This window comes from Novosphingobium sp., from assembly GCF_040398825.1.
In the GTDB taxonomy this organism is placed as follows: Bacteria; Pseudomonadota; Alphaproteobacteria; order Sphingomonadales; family Sphingomonadaceae; genus Novosphingobium.
Window position 1 is genome coordinate 1 of sequence record NZ_JBBATI010000025.1, and the last position, 15,734, is coordinate 15,734.

Genomic DNA, 15,734 nt, shown 5'->3' on the forward strand with positions numbered 1-15,734 from the left:
CAAAGTATCCGACCCAATTGCTCTTCAAATCCGTTCTGTAAACACCAATATCGTATCTGGCGGTGTTTGCTGGGTTGGTTCCACCAATGCCAACGCAGTTTTATTTATCAAAACACCGGATGGCACAGCGATGGAAGCGCCCTTGATGCGGCGCGGAAGTGGTTCACCCTACGGTGTAATTGCTCCGCGCCTCGAAGGAGAACTCTATTGGGATTATACGAACAAACGCCAATACATCGCAACGGGTGCTGCCACCGGGAACTGGTCGAGTATCGGGCCGCGCGCAACCAAGAATGTAACAGTGAGCCGCCCCGCGCTGGGTGTTGCTGACATGGGTTATCTTTATTTCGACACTACGCTTAACGCGAATGGCAAGCCGATCTGGTGGACGGGCGCCGCTTGGGTGGATGCGACGGGGGCGGCGGTATGACCGGATGTCACAGCCTGACCTCCACAACGCGGCCACTCACTTGACTCCGTCCGCTGGCCCTGATCACTCACGCCGCCTCCGGACGGCTTTTTAATGCCCGGAGGTCGAACTTTGAGCAACGTGACAGATATCGTGACCCTGGTGGTCGGTAGCGGTGGCGCGCTGACAACGATCGGCGCCGCTGGAAAATTTGTCTGGGACAAGATCGAGCGCCGCTTTGTCGGCATCGAAGAACAGCTGGACGAATGTCGCCAGCGCGAACGCGAAAGCCACGAGCGCCGCGCGATCCAACTGACCGTGATCGAATTGCTATGGCTGAAAATCAAGGAATTCGACCCCACCGCCCCGGTCCTGCTGCGCGCCAGGCACCTGCTCGATGATCTGCGCAAGAAATCCGGCGACGCGCCAGAATGATCGGCGGCGATGTACCAACAAAGGCAATCCCCATGCAACTGACACCCCGTGCCGTCGCCTATCTGGCGACCGAGGAAGGTATTGCCCTCGAAAGCTATCTGGACAGCGCCGATCCGCCCAATTGGACATGGGCCATGGGCCTGACCGCGTCGGCCAAGATCGCTGTGCAGGACCAAGTCCACCGGCCCGCGCCGCTGGTGGATTGCATCCGAGCGTCGACCGCCCGTCTCAATGCCGTCTATATGCCCGCCATCAACCGCGCTTTCGCTGGCCACCCGCTCAACGATGGGCAACTGGCCGCTGCGCTGTCGTTTCATTGGAGCACCGACGCGAGCGAGCATGCCGATTGGGCGAACGCCTGAAACGTCAGCAAGCCTGGGCACCGCCCGGTGCGCCCCGTGCCGACCGACATCATGCCAATCCTGCAACAGATCCTGGGGGGACAATGACATGACCTGGCTGAAACAGGCGCTGACCGGCGCCGACAATGAAACCGTGGCCATCGGCCGCCTGATCGGCATGGCGATCGCGATCGTGCTGCTGATCCTGCTGCCCGTCGCGGCGGCCGCCACGGTGGTCACCAAAACCGCCAGCGTGGACACATGGGCCACCCTCCTGGCTGCGCTGCAGGTCTATGTCCCGCTGATTGTCGCCGCGATCGGTGGGCTGATTTGGGGCACCAACGGGACGGAGCCCAAGCCGTGATCGGCGCGATCTGGCTGATCATCAAGGCCTTGGGCCTGCCAAACCGTTTGGCGCGCGCTGGCGCGGCAGGATGGGCATCGGCGACCCGCAACCCTTATCCGGCGGCTCTGGCGCTCTGTGCGGCGCTGCTCGCGCTGTGCTGGCATGTGATCGAGGTGAAAGACCGTACGATCGCCCGGCTGAGGGCCGACAAAGCGCACATCATGGCCGCGCAATCCGAAGCGACCCGGATCGCGGCGGAAGCGCTGCACCATCAAAGGGCCGTGTACCAGGCCAAAGCGAACGAGGCGGATCATGCATATCAAACCCAACTGGCAAACGCACAGCCTGCTGCTGATGTTTACATTGTCAGCCACCGCTTGCGCGCCACAGACGTTGCACGCGGTGCCGGGGCGGCCATTGCCAGCGCCGCGAGTGGCAGTGCCGCAACTTCTCCGCCGGTGCCCGCCGATGCCATCATGGTATCCAGCCGGGACGTGCACGCCTGCACCGACGCGGTGACTTATGCGATCGCAGCGCATGACTGGGCATCGACCATCGATCCGTTACCGCGCAACAGTGCAGAGTAGATGGACGGGGTGCATTCCGTCAGCGTCGAACATGTGAAAAGCGGTTGAGACGTGTGGTGCGGGCGGCCGGATTTGAACCGGCACGGGCAATGCCCAACGGATTTTCGTACCAACTTCGGCTTTCGCCGCCATGGGTTGAAAACTTTGCAACCCGTGTTCGTGGTCTGGACTATCCCTTCACCCTGCCTCGCATTCGAGGGTTAGGTGCTGCCCGTCTAGTCTCTACACCTTCCCCTGTGAACTATTCACAAGGACTTGGCTCGGGATTGCCAGATCAAAGGTTTCCCCGAATTTGAGCAGTTCTGCAGCGCCGGTTTCCCGACGCGCACCCAAGCATCGATCAATCTTAAGTCCGCTGCGTCTACCTGTTCCGCCACGCCCGCACACCGACGCTGCCTATACATAGGCGGATCGGTTTCGCCAAGTGAAGCCTTTGCGTCGCCGCCGCTACAGACCGGCTTCGATCGCCATGCGAATTGCATCGGCGCTCGTCCTGACGCTGAGTGCCTTTAAAACTGCGGCACGGTGCAGTTTGACCGTGCGTTCACTCAACTGCAGCTCCCACGCGATCTGTTTGTTGAGCTTTCCTGCAGCGATGCACTCCAGGATTTCGCGTTGGCGTTTCGGCAGCCCTTCAACCTTTTCCCGCGCTATCACCGCACGCGACTTGCGTGCTTCATCCGCTCCGGCGGAAAGCTCGACCTGGGACCCGAGAAAGTATTCCAGCTCGCCCTCTGCATCGAAAATCGGAGCGACCATCACTGCGTTGCGAAATGGTGTTCCATTTTTCTTGTAGTTGAGGATTTCGACCATCACCGGCACACGAGCAGCGATCCCGGAGCGCAATTCGTCGCTGAGGGCGCTTTCGGTTCCCGGTCCGCGCAGAAAGCGGCAGTTGCGACCGACGATTTCGTCCGGGCTGTATCCGGTCAAATCCACGAAAGCCTGATTGCAGGCAATAATAGGATTGTCGGGCAAACGCGGGTCACTCACGACCGCGGCGACCGAACTGTTTTCTATCATGACACTTATCGACATGCATGCTCCCAACGCTTTTGTCGCCACCAGCACAACTGCCCTTTGGACCATGTTGTCACTGTCGTACCCGACGCCGATCTTCCGGCTGTACCCCGGGGACAGCCGAAACCGGCTTGCCGAGGGCGAAAGTCAACACCACTCGCACCAAATGCGCATGGGGTGCGAAAGGAACGTTCTGAATGAACTATGTTGCGCTGGATGTCGAGGACATCGACACTGACTGTGGCCCAGGCAACGATGCCAGCGCGCAATCCGCCAGCCACCGGCATAGTGCAAGGGCTGAGGTGCCTGACAACGTGCAGGACGCAATCCGCACTTTGCTGCGCTGGGCCGGAGAAAACCCTGATCGCGAAGGGCTGATCGATACCCCCTCACGCGTCGGCCGTGCGTGGAAAGAATATTGCGCAGGCTATCAAGATGATCCGGGGATTCACCTTCGACGCACCTTTAGTGAAGTGGCGGGTTATGACGAGGTCGTTCTGCTGAAAAATATACCATTCCAATCGCATTGCGAACACCACCTTGCGCCGATCACAGGATTGGCGTCGATTGCCTATCTGCCGCGCAACCGGGTCGTGGGGATTTCGAAACTGGCGCGGGTGCTTCAGGGGTATGCCAGCAGGCTTCAAATTCAAGAGCGTTTGACGAGCGAAGTCGCGCGCTGCATCTGGGACAATCTGCATCCGCAAGGCGTCGCTGTGGTGATTGAGGCACAGCATGGATGCATGACCGGTCGCGGTGTGCGCACCCCGGGCGTAGGTATGGTCACCAGCCGCATGCTAGGCTGCTTTCTTGACGATGCGACCAGCCGAAAAGAAGTGCTATCGCTCATGGGCCACGGATAGGGCCAGCTGATCGTGCAACATGTGGCAATCATCGGGGCGGGCATTTCTGGCCTGTCCTGTGCTCAGACGCTTAAACTGGCGGGGTTCAAAGTCAGCCTGTTTGACAAGGGCCGCGGGCCTGGTGGCCGGATGGCCAGTCGCCGCATCGAAACAACAGTGGGCCCAGCCGTGTTCGATTTCGGTGCGCAATACTTTACGGTGCGCGACGCGGCATTTGCCGAGCAAGTCGGTAGTTGGGAGGCGCAGGGCCTCGTCGCAAGGTGGCCGATCGCACGCCCCGACGCTTATGTTGGCGTACCCGCCATGAATACGATCGTGCGCCACCTGGCGGGATTGCAGGACGTAACCTTTTCATCCTTGATCAAAGGGTTGAAACGACAAGGCAAGCACTGGCAACTGGTTGGCGATGGTCAGGGCGACACACTTTACGACTCTGTCGTGCTTGCTCTGCCCGCTGAACAAACAGCGCCGATCCTCACCCTGCATGACTTTCAACTTGCCCAGGCGGCGCTATTTGCGCGATCACAACCATGCTGGGCCGCCATGTATGCCTTTTCGGAACGGCTGGATCATCATACCGGGCTGATCCGCGATTCCGGCATCGTGGCGTGGGCGACACGCGACAACGAAAAGCCCGGTCGTTCTGGTCCCGAAAGTTGGGTCGTTCAGGCGACTCCGCAATGGTCTTTACAAAACCTTGAAAAATCCCAAACAGATGTCGGCGCGCATTTGTTCAAAGCGCTAGAGGAGGAAATAGGGGCAGCGCTACCCGCGCCGGTGGGCCAGTCAATCCACCGCTGGCGTTACGCCTTGTCGGCGGGAACAGGCGTGGGCTGCCTTTGGAATCCAGCTTTGCAGGTTGGCGCTTGCGGCGATTGGCTGATTGGCCCCCGGATTGAATCCGCCTGGTTATCGGGACGCCGCCTTGGCGAGCGCATGGTCACCGAATCGATCGCAATTGTGGGATAGGCTTCCGCCTGCCGCAACTTCTTGCAATCGCTTGATCTACGCGCACGACTGCGCAAAGATGCCGCAGTAGAGATTGTGGTGCGGGGCATGCGGTGAAGCAGACTATCAAGCTGAAACTGCAAGTGTTGTGCGATGATGCAATCGCCATGGGTCCTGGAAAAGCCGACCTGTTGGAACGCATTGCTTCCACGGGTTCGATCGCCGGCGCAGCCCGCCAGATGGGAATGAGTTATCGGCGTGCATGGCAATTGGTCGATGTCATGAACCGATGCTGGCAAAGCCGCCTTGTAGAAACTACGCCAGGTCGGGCTGCCGGTGGCGCGCACTTGACCGAATTTGGGCTCAATGTCTTGATCCGGTATCGCGACCTGCAACAAAGCCTTGATACATGCGCCGAAGAAAACGGCTGGCACACGTTGGCATCGCTCATCCGCGAAAGACCAATTCCGCATGAACCTTCTGCGCACCTGTCGCACGGCGAAGGCTGACCTCCTGGGCGGTTTGGCGCATTTCATGATACGGCCAAGGCCACCTCTGACACCACCCAACGCAATCGCCAACCTCCGCCAGATCCACCGCCGCAAAGATCAACTGTGTGGGTCTCGCAGCAGGGCGCAGGTGAAAAAGCCCCCAGCCCTGCATACGAAAGATGTTTCTACACAAGGCTCGCTGCGCTGGCGCCAAGTTCGGAAAAATACCGTGCCATGGCGTCCGCAGCCTTGTCCGTCAGCGTAATGAAAGCACGACGCCGGTCGGTTTCGTCGTCCACCCGCTGCAACAAACCAGCATCAGTCATCTGCCCAATCCAGCGCAGCGCTGTGGTCGGTGGAACTCCCGATGCGATGCACAGCGACGTCACCGAAACACGCACATGCTCAACTCTTGCAGCCGTCAGATCCAGCAACATGTCCCACGCCGGATCGGCAAACAGGTCGCCTTCAAAAAACCGTGCGCGCAATTGGCGCTGGCGAATGATCTTGCGCACCAGCCGTGGATCGGGCAGCGGCGGCCGCGACGCCCTGACCAAGCGGTCGCTGCCACCATCAAATTGGGGATCAAGCTTGGCATCAACCTTGGCGGTATATCCAGCCTGATTTTCAAAACGGAATGCGCCAGGCGTCTCTGCCGCGCCATGCGACGACAGCTTTTCCAGCTTGTGCGCGATCTGGCTTACCTGCTCGGTCAACCGCAACAGGCTCAGCCGGTCTTCCTCCGACAGTTCGCGCACCCGGTTTCCCGACCGCGCCAGGACACGGCCAAGCGCAATCACACGGTCCGCGCGGCTGGGGGTGACCAGAATCTGTGTATCAGCCTTGTCAAGGCAACCAAACACCTCATCCAGCGAACCCATGGAAGTCGAAACCACCAGATGCGACCCCGCCTGCGATGCCCTCAGATCAAGCCGTGACAGCGCAGCCAGTTCGGCCCCGTCAATTACCGGGCAATCCACCAGCACAAGATCGGGCAAAGACGGCGGATCACCCGGTTCAAGCAACCGGGCAAGATCCGTCGTTTGTGCCACGCGAAGCCCTGCAGCAGCGGCATCCTCAGCCATTTCCGCCCGCAGATAACCGCGATCGGCAAAGATTGAGACAGCAAGCCCCGATCGGCCGACCGGGGAAAATCCCGCTCCGCCATCAAATCCATGGCCAGACCCGGATTCGCCACTGCCGTATTCGAACTGCGGTGCAGTCTGTCCCATGTTTCCTCTGATCCTTTCGCGCCCAAACGCGAACAAGAGTGGAACAAACGCCTATAAGGTCAACTACGGATACCTCGAATTTGGATCAAGGGACAATGTCGACCGGGGTATCATCACCCACCAGCGACCAGATTTCCTCAATTTGCTGGTTGTCCACCGCGATGCACCCCGCGGTCCAATCGCCGGCAGGACGGTCCATTCCGTTTGGCTGACCATGGATAAAGATCGCCCCACCGGGATCGCGACCCCGATCGGCGGCAAAGGCGCGATCGCCAGTTGACGGATAGGACACATGCAACGCCAGGTGATAAGCGCTGTTTTCCAGCCCGCGATCAATCCGGTAATGGCCTTCGGGCGTGCGTCCGTCGCCGGCAAAGTGCTTAGCGCCAACCGGTTGCCAGCCAAGCTGGATGGCTTGATAAACCTGCACCACCGCGCCACTGGCGGCGAACAGCGTGATCCGCCGCGCGGCTTTTTCGATCAGCAACCGATCGACCTGCTGCGCTTGCGCCACGCCTGCACCATGGCCCGGCGCCGTTCCGCTCAACAGCGCAAGGCCAAGTGCATAGGATGATATGCGCGCGAATCGCACCATGGTTCAGTCGATGAACGGGTCCCGCACCAGAATCGTGTCCTCACGTTCGGGTGAGGTTGACACCAGCGCCACCGGCGTTTCGATCAATTCCTGCACGCGCTGGATATATTTGATCGCCTGCGCCGGCAGATCGGCCCACGACCGCGCACCGGCCGTGGTGCCGTGCCAGCCGTCCATTTCTTCGTAAATCGGTTCGACCGCGGCCTGATCGGCAGCATGGCTGGGCAGATAATCCAGCACTTTGCCGTGCAACCGATAGCCGGTACAGATCCGCACTTTGTCAAACCCGTCAAGCACGTCCAGCTTCGTCAAGGCAATTCCGGTAACCCCGGAAATGGCACAAGACTGCCGCACCAGCACCGCATCAAACCAGCCGCAGCGCCGTTTGCGCCCGGTCACCGTGCCAAATTCATGCCCGCGTTCGCCCAGCTCCTGGCCAATGTCATCGGTCAGTTCTGTCGGGAACGGACCAGATCCGACCCGGGTGGTATAGGCCTTAACGATGCCCAGCACAAATCCGGTCGCCGCCGGCCCCAGCCCTGAACCAGACGCCGCGGTTCCCGACACCGTGTTGGATGATGTCACAAACGGATATGTCCCGTGATCGACATCCAGCAGAACGCCCTGTGCGCCCTCGAACAGGATGCGCGCGCCCGCCTTGCGCACGGTTTGCAGCCGCTTCCACACCGGTTGCGCAAATTGCAGCACATAGGGCGCGATGGCACGCAATTCGGTCAGCAGGGCCTCACGATCAACCGGCGGCTGGCCAAACCCTGCACGCAAGGCATCATGGTGCGCGCACAGCCGGGCCAATTGCGTATCGAGCGAATCCAGATGCGCCAGATCGCAAACCCGGATCGCGCGACGACCAACTTTGTCCTCATAGGCCGGGCCGATCCCGCGCCCGGTGGTCCCGATCTTGCCGGAACCGGCCGCCGCTTCACGCAATCCATCCAGATCGCGGTGCAAGGGCAGTATCAACGGGCAATTGTCGGCAATCGCAAAATTATCGGGGTTGATCGTAACCCCTTGCGCGGTCAGCTTTTCCACTTCGGCCTGCAGCGCCCATGGGTCCAGCACCACCCCGTTGCCAATGATCGACAACGTGCCGGTTACGATCCCCGATGGCAGCAGGCTCAGCTTGTAGACCTGGTCGCCCACCACCAGCGTGTGGCCGGCGTTGTGGCCGCCCTGGAACCGCACCACCGCGTCGGCGCGGCTGGCCAGCCAATCGACAATCTTGCCCTTGCCCTCATCGCCCCACTGGGCGCCGATCACGGTAACATTTGCCATGGTTACAATTTGTCCCCTGCCGGGTGATCCGCAAAACGCCCTTCGACAGGTCTCGGCGTCGCGGATGGAACGGGCATGCCTGACAACCAGGCCTGCGATATCGCGGGGGCGCAACTGCGGGAGATCGTGGGCCAAGTCAAGGCCCGCCCCCGCGATCCCGCCCGCGTCATCCCGTCAAACCGGCACCGGGCCATCAACTGTCAACAGATGGCTGCAGCCCAATGCCGCAGCGTTGTCGGTGGCAGACAGCGCGGCGATCGTGCGCCAGCCAATCGCACGCAGCCGCGCGGCCGCGTCGGCATCGTGCCCCAGTGGCAGAAACACACAGTCCTCAACCGGTTCCGCGACCGCCAGGCGATCAATCAGCGCATCGGGGAACAGCGAAAACCCGGTGGCCACCTCACCCCCGTTCGGCCCGGCAATGCGATAGGTTCCGCCCCGCCCCAGCAGGCCGCGTACCCCATCGGCATAGAGCGTGAAACCAAACCACGACTGGTATTCAAAACCGTGCCGCTCACTGGGGTCGAGCGTCAGGCGCGCACGCCCGTCCAACCGCACAGAGATTTCGCGCAAGGCAGCAATGCGTCCGGCCAGCACCCCGGTCGTGTCAAACGCTGCCAGCCGCTCGATCGCGCGATCGAAATCACCGGTGGCATACAGCAAGGGGACATAGCCGGCACCGCCGGCATCAACCAGGCCACCGGCATCCTTGGTATCCAGTTCTCGCCGCACCCCCTCAATCGCGTCGGGCGCCAGCGGCAGCGCCTGCGCCGCCAGCACATCAACCAGATCGGGTAGCGTAAAATCCACACTGACACCGGTTGCGCCAGCAGCTTGCAAAGCCTCGATCGCGGTGGCGACGATCTCGCTGGCCGCCGCGACATTGTCCGCCCCGATCAGTTCGGCGCCGCATTGCAGCCGTTCACGCGCCGGGTCCAGCCCGTCGCCGCGGATGAGCACGACCTGCCCGGCATAACACAGCCGCAACGGGCGCGCCGCGGCCGACAGCCGCGATGCCGCAATCCGGCCGATCTGCGGGGTATGATCACCGCGCAAAATCAACATCCGCAGGCTTTGCGGATCAACAAACCGAAACATCCTGCGCGAACGGATACCCGCCATCCGCGCGCCCAGCGTTTCATCAAATTCAACCATCGGCGGCAACACGCGGTCATAGCCATGCCCATGCATCACGCCATGAATCGCCCGCATGACCCGCGTGGTGGTCGCCGCTTCACGCGGCAGGCGGTCCTCAAGACCTTCGGGCAGCAGATCCGGCTGGCTGCTGGTGATTGCGCTGGTGCTCATGATCTGCGCCTGTAGCCGGATTGTGGTCAAAAGGAAAAGGGCCTGCGCAGGTGTCCGCGCACGCCGGGGCAGCACTTCGCAGGGCTGGACTGGCGCAGCGCAAAGCGGCAAGGTTTGCTGTGCCGGCGCTGGCGACCCAACCCAGCCCGCCCGCACGGGGGAAATCACCATGTCACCAACATCGCCCATGCAACGGCGCGCGGTTATCGCGTCATTGGCCTCAATGGGGGCGCTGTTTGCTGTTGGTGGCCCTGGCCGGGCACAATCGCCTGGCTCGCCACTCACCAACCTGCTGGGTTCGGCATCGGATCATGCGCTCGACCACCTCGCCGTGCCCGGCGCGTTTTACAATGACCAGGCAATCCGCATCGCCATTCCGGGGCTTGGCCATATCGGTGGTAGTGTCGGTGGTGGTGTCGGCGGGGGTGGCGGCCTGCTGGGCGATGTTTTGGGCGCTGTCGGCAAAGTGGGCGGGCTGGATCGCATCACGCGACAGCTCAACGATGCCGCCGGCATGGCCGCCCATGCGGCAAAGCCGGTGTTTCGTGCCGCCATTGCGCGCATGCGGCTTACTGATATTCCCGATATTGCCACCCACCGTGACGGCGGCACGCAATATCTTCGCACCAGTTCCGGCGATGTGCTGCACAAACAGGTGCGGCCGTTGATCGATAGCGCGATGCGCAGGATCGGTGCCTATTCCGCGTTCGACCGGCTTTCCGGGCATAACCCGCTGGTTGGGTCACTGGGCCTGACGCGCGATGCGATTGGCAATTCAGTCACCGATCAGGCCCTCAACGGCATCTATCGCTATATGGCCGATGAAGAAGCCCGTCTCCGCGCCGATCCGTTGGGCACCCTGCGCGGGGTTCTCGGCGCGATCCCGCTCTGACTTCGGACCGGATGTCACCACGCTGGCACAATTGCCGTGGTAGCGATCGTGAAAGACCTTTGCCTGATGGGAACGCACATGCGCCACGATAGACGATTGACCATCATGATTGCCGCGGCATTGGCCGCCGCCTGCCCGCCGTTGCTGGCGCAGGTCGCCGCCCCATCGACCGCCTCGGCAACCACCCCCGCCGCGCACCAGCGGGTCCTGCCACTGGAAGGCGGACGCAATTTCCGCGATCTGGGCGGCTATCGCACGACCGACGGCCACAGCGTGAAATGGGGCCTGCTATTCCGTTCGGGATCGATGCACGGGCTGACCCCTCACGATTACGCCACGCTGGAAAAGATCGGCATCCGCGTGGTGTGCGATCTGCGCGACACCCGCGAACGCGCGGCCGAACCGGCGGCCTGGCCCGAACCCGGCGCCCCGCTGATGCTGACGCAGGATTATCTGCTCGATTACCGCATGCTGATGCCCGCCGGGCCAATGAACACCTGGACCGCCGAATCCGCGCGTGCCGGTCTGGCGGCCAGCTATCCGCGCATGCTGGCGCAATTCAACGGGCAATACCGCCGCATGTTTGCACAATTGGTGGCGGGCCAGGCGCCGCTGGCCTTCCATTGTTCTGCGGGCAAGGACCGCACCGGGATTGCCGCCGCGCTGGTATTGACCGCCTTGGGCGTGCCGCGCCAGACCGTGATCGATGATTATCTGCTGACCAACCAGACGCTCGACACCGCCGCGCTGATGGCGGGCAAGGCCAGCGGCCCGATGGCCAGCCTGCCACCTGCGGTGCAAAAGGCGTTCCTGGCGGCAGACCGCAGCTATATCGAAGCGGCGCTGGCAGTGGTCGACGCGCATACCGATGGCGCGCCGGGCTATCTCCGCGATGAGCTGGGCGTCGGGCCAACAGAAATTGCGCAATTGCGTAAGCTTTACCTCGACTGACGCTGCCCTGATTGAAAAAAGGGGGCGCCATCTGCATGGCGCCCCCGATTGCATTGGCGTTTTGTCCGGTCGATCAGAAACGAACGTTGATTTCACCGCCAAACGTCCGCGGATCGTTGAAAAAGCCCTGGATGCCCGTTGCGGCCGACCCAGACTTGTAAAACAGATGCTGTTCATTGAACAGGTTGCGCGACCAGACCGCCACCGTCAGCTTGCCGCCGGTTGCTCCCAGATCGAAATCGGTCAGCGCCAGGCGACCGTTCACCACAAAGGCCGAATCCCCCTTGGGCTGCGCATACGTCACCGCACGCGTTGCCGTGTCGTAGTTGGAATCCGTGCCGTTGGCATAATAGCCAGAGTTGTAGTTGCCATCCAGATGCGCCCGCAGGGTAAACCCGCTGATCGGCACTTCATAGTCGATCGCGCCGCTGGCGGCGTGCTGCGGCGTTTCGGTCTGATAGATCGGGATCGGCACGGTGATATATTGCCCGCCGCTGTTGGGAATCGGGAACGGGTTCAACGTGGCCGGGATGTGCACGCTGTTATAGGCATAGCTCAGGTTCATGGTCAGACCCGGTGCCGGTTTGAAGGTCAGGTCGGCTTCTACCCCCTTCACGCGCCCGGTCGTCGGCGCATTGACGGTGTTGGTGGTGGTACGGGTGGTAAAGATCGGCGGGTTGACCGTAAAATCGACGTAAGCACCGGAAAAATCGACCTGAATGTTCTTGTAAGCGCCGGTATAGGCCGCAACGTTAAAGCGCGCACGGTGATCAAAGAATTCGGTCTTTGCCCCGATTTCGAACATCGACAGCGTTTCGGGGTTGAACCGGGCATAGGTCAGCGAACGCGAATTGGCGCCGCCCGACCGATAACCGGTGCTCCATTTGCCATACAGGTTGATGTCGCGCGTGGCATCGATCGCCAGGTTGATCATCGGATCAACCCGCGACCACGATGCGTTCAGGGCGATTGGCGCCTGCACGTTCACCCCGTTGACCGGCACGATCGGCGCAGCACCGTTGACCGTGAACAACACCCCGGCCTTCTTGTCATTGGTATAGCGCGCGCCGACAGTCAGGTGGGCAATGTCCCCCGCGATCGGCGGGGTATACGTCGCCTGGCCATAGACACCGATGCTGGTGGTGCGCACATAGCTGGCACGCTGGATCACCGGCGCCGCCATGCTCTGACCCGACAGGTCATAGGGGATATAGGTATAGGCGCTGCCGGCGACGTCGGTAAACTTCATCGTGTTGAACGCCTGGGCATTGTCCTGCACGCGTTCCTGGTAATACAGCGCGCCAAACTGGTACTTCACGCGCTCAATCTCGCCAATCGCCTGCACTTCCTGGCTGACCTGGTTTTGGCGGAAATTGGCCAGGCTGTACCGTCCAAAGGCAAAATTGGTATCGCCAGTGGCCGATGTGGCCACCGATTTCGGTATCGACATCGATGTGGCAACCGACCCGTTGTCAAACTGGCTCTGCGTCAGTTCACGATAGGCCGTGATCGATTTCAGCTTCAGCGTGGGCATCACGTTGTATTCCAGCGTCAGGCGTCCGCCGTCGCTCCGGCCGATCCCCGGCTGCTCGGGCGATCCGACAATGGCCTTGGTCACGCGGGTTGGCTGGAGCGGGTTCAGCGCGGGCAGCACGTTGGCAACCACAGCGGTGGTCGACGGCCCGGTCAGGCCAGTGCCTGCTGAAATATACTGCTGATACAACGTGGTCGTCGCATCGTACGAGGTGTCGAGTGACAGATCGGCACTGAAATTCGCCGCCGGTTTCCACAACAGCTCGCCATGCAGGCCGCGCTTGTCATAGGCATTGAAATCCGATGCGCCCGGCAGGCTATTTTTCACTGTGCCGTCGCGATGGCTGACAATCCCGTCAAGCTTCACGCTGATATTGGCAAATTCGGGCAGATCGATATGGCTTTCCGCCTTGTAACTGCCCCAGTTGCCCGCACCGATGGTGGTGTTCATGCGGAACTTGCCGGCCGGCTTTTTGGTGGTGATGCTGACCGCGCCACCTTCGGTGTTGCGACCAAACAGTGTGCCCTGCGGACCTTTCAGCACTTCCAGGTTTTCGACATCGAACAATGCGGTGCCCAACCCCTGCGGACGGCCCAGATAGACGCCATCGATATAAACGCCGACGCCCTGGTCGCGCGCCGGCTGGTTGCTGTCCGACAGCACGCCGATGCCGCGCACGTTGATGATCAGCGCGCTGGGGCGGGAAAAGAACGGATCGACCCGCAGCGACGGAATCGCGCCGTCACCCAGATCGAGCAGTGATTGCGCATGGCGCTCCTGCAATGCCGCGCCGCTCAGCGCTGATATTGCGATCGGCACTTTCTGCAGGTTTTCGGGCCGCTTTTGCGCGGTCACCACGATCTCGTTCAGCTTTTCACTGATTTCGGGCGCCGCTGCATCGGGCGCGGGGGCAGGGGCTGCGTCAGCCGCCCGTGCGGGCTGGGCGATCAGCAAGGCGGTGGCGATGGACGACACGGTCAGTGCCAGGTGGTTGCGGATGTGAAGCATGGGGACCCTCATTCTTTTTGCCATTTGACAGTAAAGTGGGCGTCATCGGACGCACCCGGCCGCCCACAGGGCGATTGTTACGGCTTGCCCGGCCAATTCCGGATTTTGTCGCAGTTGCGTAACAATGCACCGTCAGGCCACATCGCTGGCTGCCGCACGCCCGACAAAGTCGAAGGATTAATTGAATTCATGCAGTTTTAGCGTAACCCGCGCGCATCGCCTTAGCACCATCACCTATGCCGCAATGCAGCGACACCACCATGCCCTTGACCGCACCGGGCTGGAGGCGGATGGTAGAGAACGATATCGGGCGGGGGAGATGTGTTCGCATGGTTTGGCTGATTGCAGGGCTCGCGCTTTTCCTGGGTTCCCACTCTGTGCAGATCGTTGCCCCGGGCTGGCGCGCCGGCGTTATCGCGCGGCTGGGGGATGGCCCGTGGAAAGGCCTGTACACGCTGGCGGCGCTGGCGGGGCTGATCCTGATCGGTTACGGCTATGGCCAGACGCGCGGGGCGGAACCGCTCTATGCGCTGCCCCCCGGTCTGCGCCACCTGACCTACACGCTGGTGTGGCTGGGTTTTGTCTGCAACACTGCGGCCTATTGGCCGGGCAACCATATCAAGACCCTGCTGCGCGACCCGATGGTGGCCGGTGTCGGCCTGTGGGCGCTGGGGCACCTGCTGGTCAGGGCCACGCCGGGCGCGGTGGCGCTGTTCGGCGCCTTTCTGGTTTGGGCGATTGCCGATTTCATCTCGTGCCGCCTGCGCGCCCCATCGGGCAAGCCAGTGGTCCCGCCGCGCGCCGCAAACACTGTGCTGGTGGTGATTGTCGGCACGGTACTGACCGGGGTATTTGCGATGTGGCTGCACCTGCTGCTGATCGGCGTGTCACCGATGGGCTAGAGCAGGATGCGATAAGAAAGAATCGCATCATGCTCTAGATGTCTTTGTTTACGCGTGATTATTTGCGAAAAACCGGTACCCACTTTTTCGCATCACGCTCTAACGCCAGGCTAAACCGGCAGCGCGGTCTTGTAGACGATCGGCCGCAGCGCAAAGCTGGTGGTAACCTCGGCCACACCATCAATGCGGGTCAGTTTCTGGCGCAGAAAATCCTCAAACGCGCCCAGCGATTCCACCTGCACGCGCACCTGGTAATCGGCATCGCCGGTCATCAGATAGCATTCCATCACTTCGGCAAACCCCGCCACCGCACTTTCAAACGTGGCCAGGTGGCGGTCATCCTGCCGGTGCAGCCGCACGCGGATAAACGCAGCGACCGGCAAACCGACCCGCACCGGATCGACCAGCGCGACATAGCCCGCGATCACGCCATCGGCCTCCAGCGCGCGCAACCGGCGCAGACACGGCGACGGCGACAGGCCCACCCGTTCCGACAAGTCCTGGTTGGTCATGCGCCCATCGCGCTGCAATTCGCCCAGAATGCGGCGATCAATCGGATCAAGGTCAGGATGTGGCATG

Annotated in this window: 18 protein-coding genes; 11 read left to right on the top strand and 7 right to left on the bottom strand. The window is 61.5% G+C overall.

Annotation, left to right across the window (positions count from 1 at the left end; genetic code table 11):
* The 5 genes from ABWP89_RS12605 to ABWP89_RS12625 all read left to right on the top strand — a co-directional run.
* Positions 1-430 (top strand): hypothetical protein (locus ABWP89_RS12605; RefSeq protein WP_353229669.1); only part of this gene is annotated, 430 nt, incomplete at its 5' end.
* Between the two features lie 111 nt (positions 431-541).
* Complete coding sequence (locus tag ABWP89_RS12610; protein WP_353229670.1) at positions 542-844, top strand: hypothetical protein; 303 nt, start codon at positions 542-544, stop codon at positions 842-844.
* Between the two features lie 32 nt (positions 845-876).
* Complete coding sequence (locus ABWP89_RS12615) at positions 877-1,206, top strand: hypothetical protein (protein WP_353229671.1); 330 nt, start codon at positions 877-879, stop codon at positions 1,204-1,206.
* A gap of 88 nt (positions 1,207-1,294) precedes the next feature.
* The gene (locus ABWP89_RS12620; protein WP_353229672.1) at positions 1,295-1,549 is read left to right on the top strand and encodes a hypothetical protein; all 255 of its coding nucleotides are present in this window, start codon (positions 1,295-1,297) and stop codon (positions 1,547-1,549) included.
* Entirely contained in the window at positions 1,546-2,118 is a 573-nt protein-coding gene (locus tag ABWP89_RS12625) for a hypothetical protein (RefSeq protein ID WP_353229674.1), read from the top strand. Before ABWP89_RS12620 ends, ABWP89_RS12625 begins: the two co-directional genes overlap by 4 nt.
* 447 nt (positions 2,119-2,565) lie before the next feature.
* On the opposite strand, the gene ABWP89_RS12630 is transcribed toward ABWP89_RS12625, so the two are convergent.
* Positions 2,566-3,156: a PAS domain-containing protein gene (locus ABWP89_RS12630; protein ID WP_353229675.1), complete on the bottom strand. Its 591-nt coding sequence runs from the start codon at positions 3,154-3,156 to the stop codon at positions 2,566-2,568.
* A gap of 179 nt (positions 3,157-3,335) precedes the next feature.
* On the opposite strand from ABWP89_RS12630, the gene folE reads away from it, so the two are divergent.
* The 3 genes from folE to ABWP89_RS12645 all read left to right on the top strand — a co-directional run bounded on the left by folE (position 3,336) and on the right by ABWP89_RS12645 (position 5,458).
* Positions 3,336-4,001, top strand: a complete 666-nt coding sequence (folE, locus tag ABWP89_RS12635) for a GTP cyclohydrolase I FolE (RefSeq protein WP_353229677.1) — start codon at positions 3,336-3,338, stop codon at positions 3,999-4,001.
* Positions 4,002-4,013: 12 nt separating this feature from the next.
* Positions 4,014-4,970 (top strand): NAD(P)/FAD-dependent oxidoreductase, encoded by a 957-nt coding sequence (locus ABWP89_RS12640; protein ID WP_353229678.1) that lies wholly within the window; start codon positions 4,014-4,016, stop codon positions 4,968-4,970.
* A 92-nt stretch (positions 4,971-5,062) separates the two neighbouring features.
* Positions 5,063-5,458 carry a winged helix-turn-helix domain-containing protein gene (locus ABWP89_RS12645; RefSeq protein ID WP_353229679.1) on the top strand — a complete coding sequence of 132 codons (396 nt, stop codon included), beginning with the start codon at positions 5,063-5,065 and terminating at the stop codon, positions 5,456-5,458.
* 167 nt (positions 5,459-5,625) lie between these two features.
* Here ABWP89_RS12645 and ABWP89_RS12650 read toward each other — a convergent pair whose 3' ends face one another.
* From ABWP89_RS12650 to ABWP89_RS12665, 4 genes are all read right to left on the bottom strand, one after another.
* Positions 5,626-6,672, bottom strand: coding sequence for a winged helix DNA-binding protein (locus ABWP89_RS12650; RefSeq protein ID WP_353229681.1), 1,047 nt, complete (start codon positions 6,670-6,672; stop codon positions 5,626-5,628).
* 85 nt (positions 6,673-6,757) lie between these two features.
* Entirely contained in the window at positions 6,758-7,267 is a 510-nt protein-coding gene (locus ABWP89_RS12655) for a L,D-transpeptidase family protein (protein ID WP_353229683.1), read from the bottom strand.
* A gap of 3 nt (positions 7,268-7,270) precedes the next feature.
* Positions 7,271-8,560, bottom strand: coding sequence for an adenylosuccinate synthase (locus ABWP89_RS12660; RefSeq protein ID WP_353229684.1), 1,290 nt, complete (start codon positions 8,558-8,560; stop codon positions 7,271-7,273).
* 174 nt (positions 8,561-8,734) lie between these two features.
* Entirely contained in the window at positions 8,735-9,868 is a 1,134-nt protein-coding gene (locus tag ABWP89_RS12665) for an ATP phosphoribosyltransferase regulatory subunit (RefSeq protein WP_353229685.1), read from the bottom strand.
* A 169-nt stretch (positions 9,869-10,037) separates the two neighbouring features.
* On the opposite strand from ABWP89_RS12665, the gene ABWP89_RS12670 reads away from it, so the two are divergent.
* Both ABWP89_RS12670 and ABWP89_RS12675 read left to right on the top strand, forming a co-directional pair.
* Positions 10,038-10,760 (top strand): DUF4197 family protein, encoded by a 723-nt coding sequence (locus ABWP89_RS12670; protein ID WP_353229686.1) that lies wholly within the window; start codon positions 10,038-10,040, stop codon positions 10,758-10,760.
* A gap of 78 nt (positions 10,761-10,838) precedes the next feature.
* Positions 10,839-11,711, top strand: coding sequence for a tyrosine-protein phosphatase (locus ABWP89_RS12675; protein WP_353229687.1), 873 nt, complete (start codon positions 10,839-10,841; stop codon positions 11,709-11,711).
* A gap of 73 nt (positions 11,712-11,784) precedes the next feature.
* On the opposite strand, the gene ABWP89_RS12680 is transcribed toward ABWP89_RS12675, so the two are convergent.
* Positions 11,785-14,253 carry a TonB-dependent receptor gene (locus tag ABWP89_RS12680; protein WP_353229688.1) on the bottom strand — a complete coding sequence of 823 codons (2,469 nt, stop codon included), beginning with the start codon at positions 14,251-14,253 and terminating at the stop codon, positions 11,785-11,787.
* Positions 14,254-14,582: 329 nt separating this feature from the next.
* Here ABWP89_RS12680 and ABWP89_RS12685 point away from each other — a divergent pair, with 329 nt between their 5' ends.
* Entirely contained in the window at positions 14,583-15,155 is a 573-nt protein-coding gene (locus ABWP89_RS12685; protein WP_353229689.1) for an NnrU family protein, read from the top strand.
* Positions 15,156-15,265: 110 nt separating this feature from the next.
* Here ABWP89_RS12685 and ABWP89_RS12690 read toward each other — a convergent pair whose 3' ends face one another.
* The gene (locus ABWP89_RS12690; protein ID WP_353229690.1) at positions 15,266-15,733 is read right to left on the bottom strand and encodes an Lrp/AsnC family transcriptional regulator; all 468 of its coding nucleotides are present in this window, start codon (positions 15,731-15,733) and stop codon (positions 15,266-15,268) included.
* Between the last annotated feature and the right edge of the window lies 1 nt (position 15,734).

Coding starts and splice junctions, on each gene's coding strand:
- ABWP89_RS12615 (WP_353229671.1), top strand. CDS start 877: ATGCAACTGACACCCCGTGCCGTCGCCTATCTGGCGACCGAGGAAGGT.
- ABWP89_RS12620 (WP_353229672.1), top strand. CDS start 1,295: ATGACCTGGCTGAAACAGGCGCTGACCGGCGCCGACAATGAAACCGTG.
- ABWP89_RS12630 (WP_353229675.1), bottom strand. CDS start 3,156: ATGTCGATAAGTGTCATGATAGAAAACAGTTCGGTCGCCGCGGTCGTG.
- folE (WP_353229677.1), top strand. CDS start 3,336: ATGAACTATGTTGCGCTGGATGTCGAGGACATCGACACTGACTGTGGC.
- ABWP89_RS12650 (WP_353229681.1), bottom strand. CDS start 6,672: ATGGGACAGACTGCACCGCAGTTCGAATACGGCAGTGGCGAATCCGGG.
- ABWP89_RS12655 (WP_353229683.1), bottom strand. CDS start 7,267: ATGGTGCGATTCGCGCGCATATCATCCTATGCACTTGGCCTTGCGCTG.
- ABWP89_RS12660 (WP_353229684.1), bottom strand. CDS start 8,560: ATGGCAAATGTTACCGTGATCGGCGCCCAGTGGGGCGATGAGGGCAAG.
- ABWP89_RS12665 (WP_353229685.1), bottom strand. CDS start 9,868: ATGAGCACCAGCGCAATCACCAGCAGCCAGCCGGATCTGCTGCCCGAA.
- ABWP89_RS12670 (WP_353229686.1), top strand. CDS start 10,038: ATGTCACCAACATCGCCCATGCAACGGCGCGCGGTTATCGCGTCATTG.
- ABWP89_RS12675 (WP_353229687.1), top strand. CDS start 10,839: ATGCGCCACGATAGACGATTGACCATCATGATTGCCGCGGCATTGGCC.
- ABWP89_RS12680 (WP_353229688.1), bottom strand. CDS start 14,253: ATGCTTCACATCCGCAACCACCTGGCACTGACCGTGTCGTCCATCGCC.
- ABWP89_RS12685 (WP_353229689.1), top strand. CDS start 14,583: ATGGTTTGGCTGATTGCAGGGCTCGCGCTTTTCCTGGGTTCCCACTCT.
- ABWP89_RS12690 (WP_353229690.1), bottom strand. CDS start 15,733: ATGCCACATCCTGACCTTGATCCGATTGATCGCCGCATTCTGGGCGAA.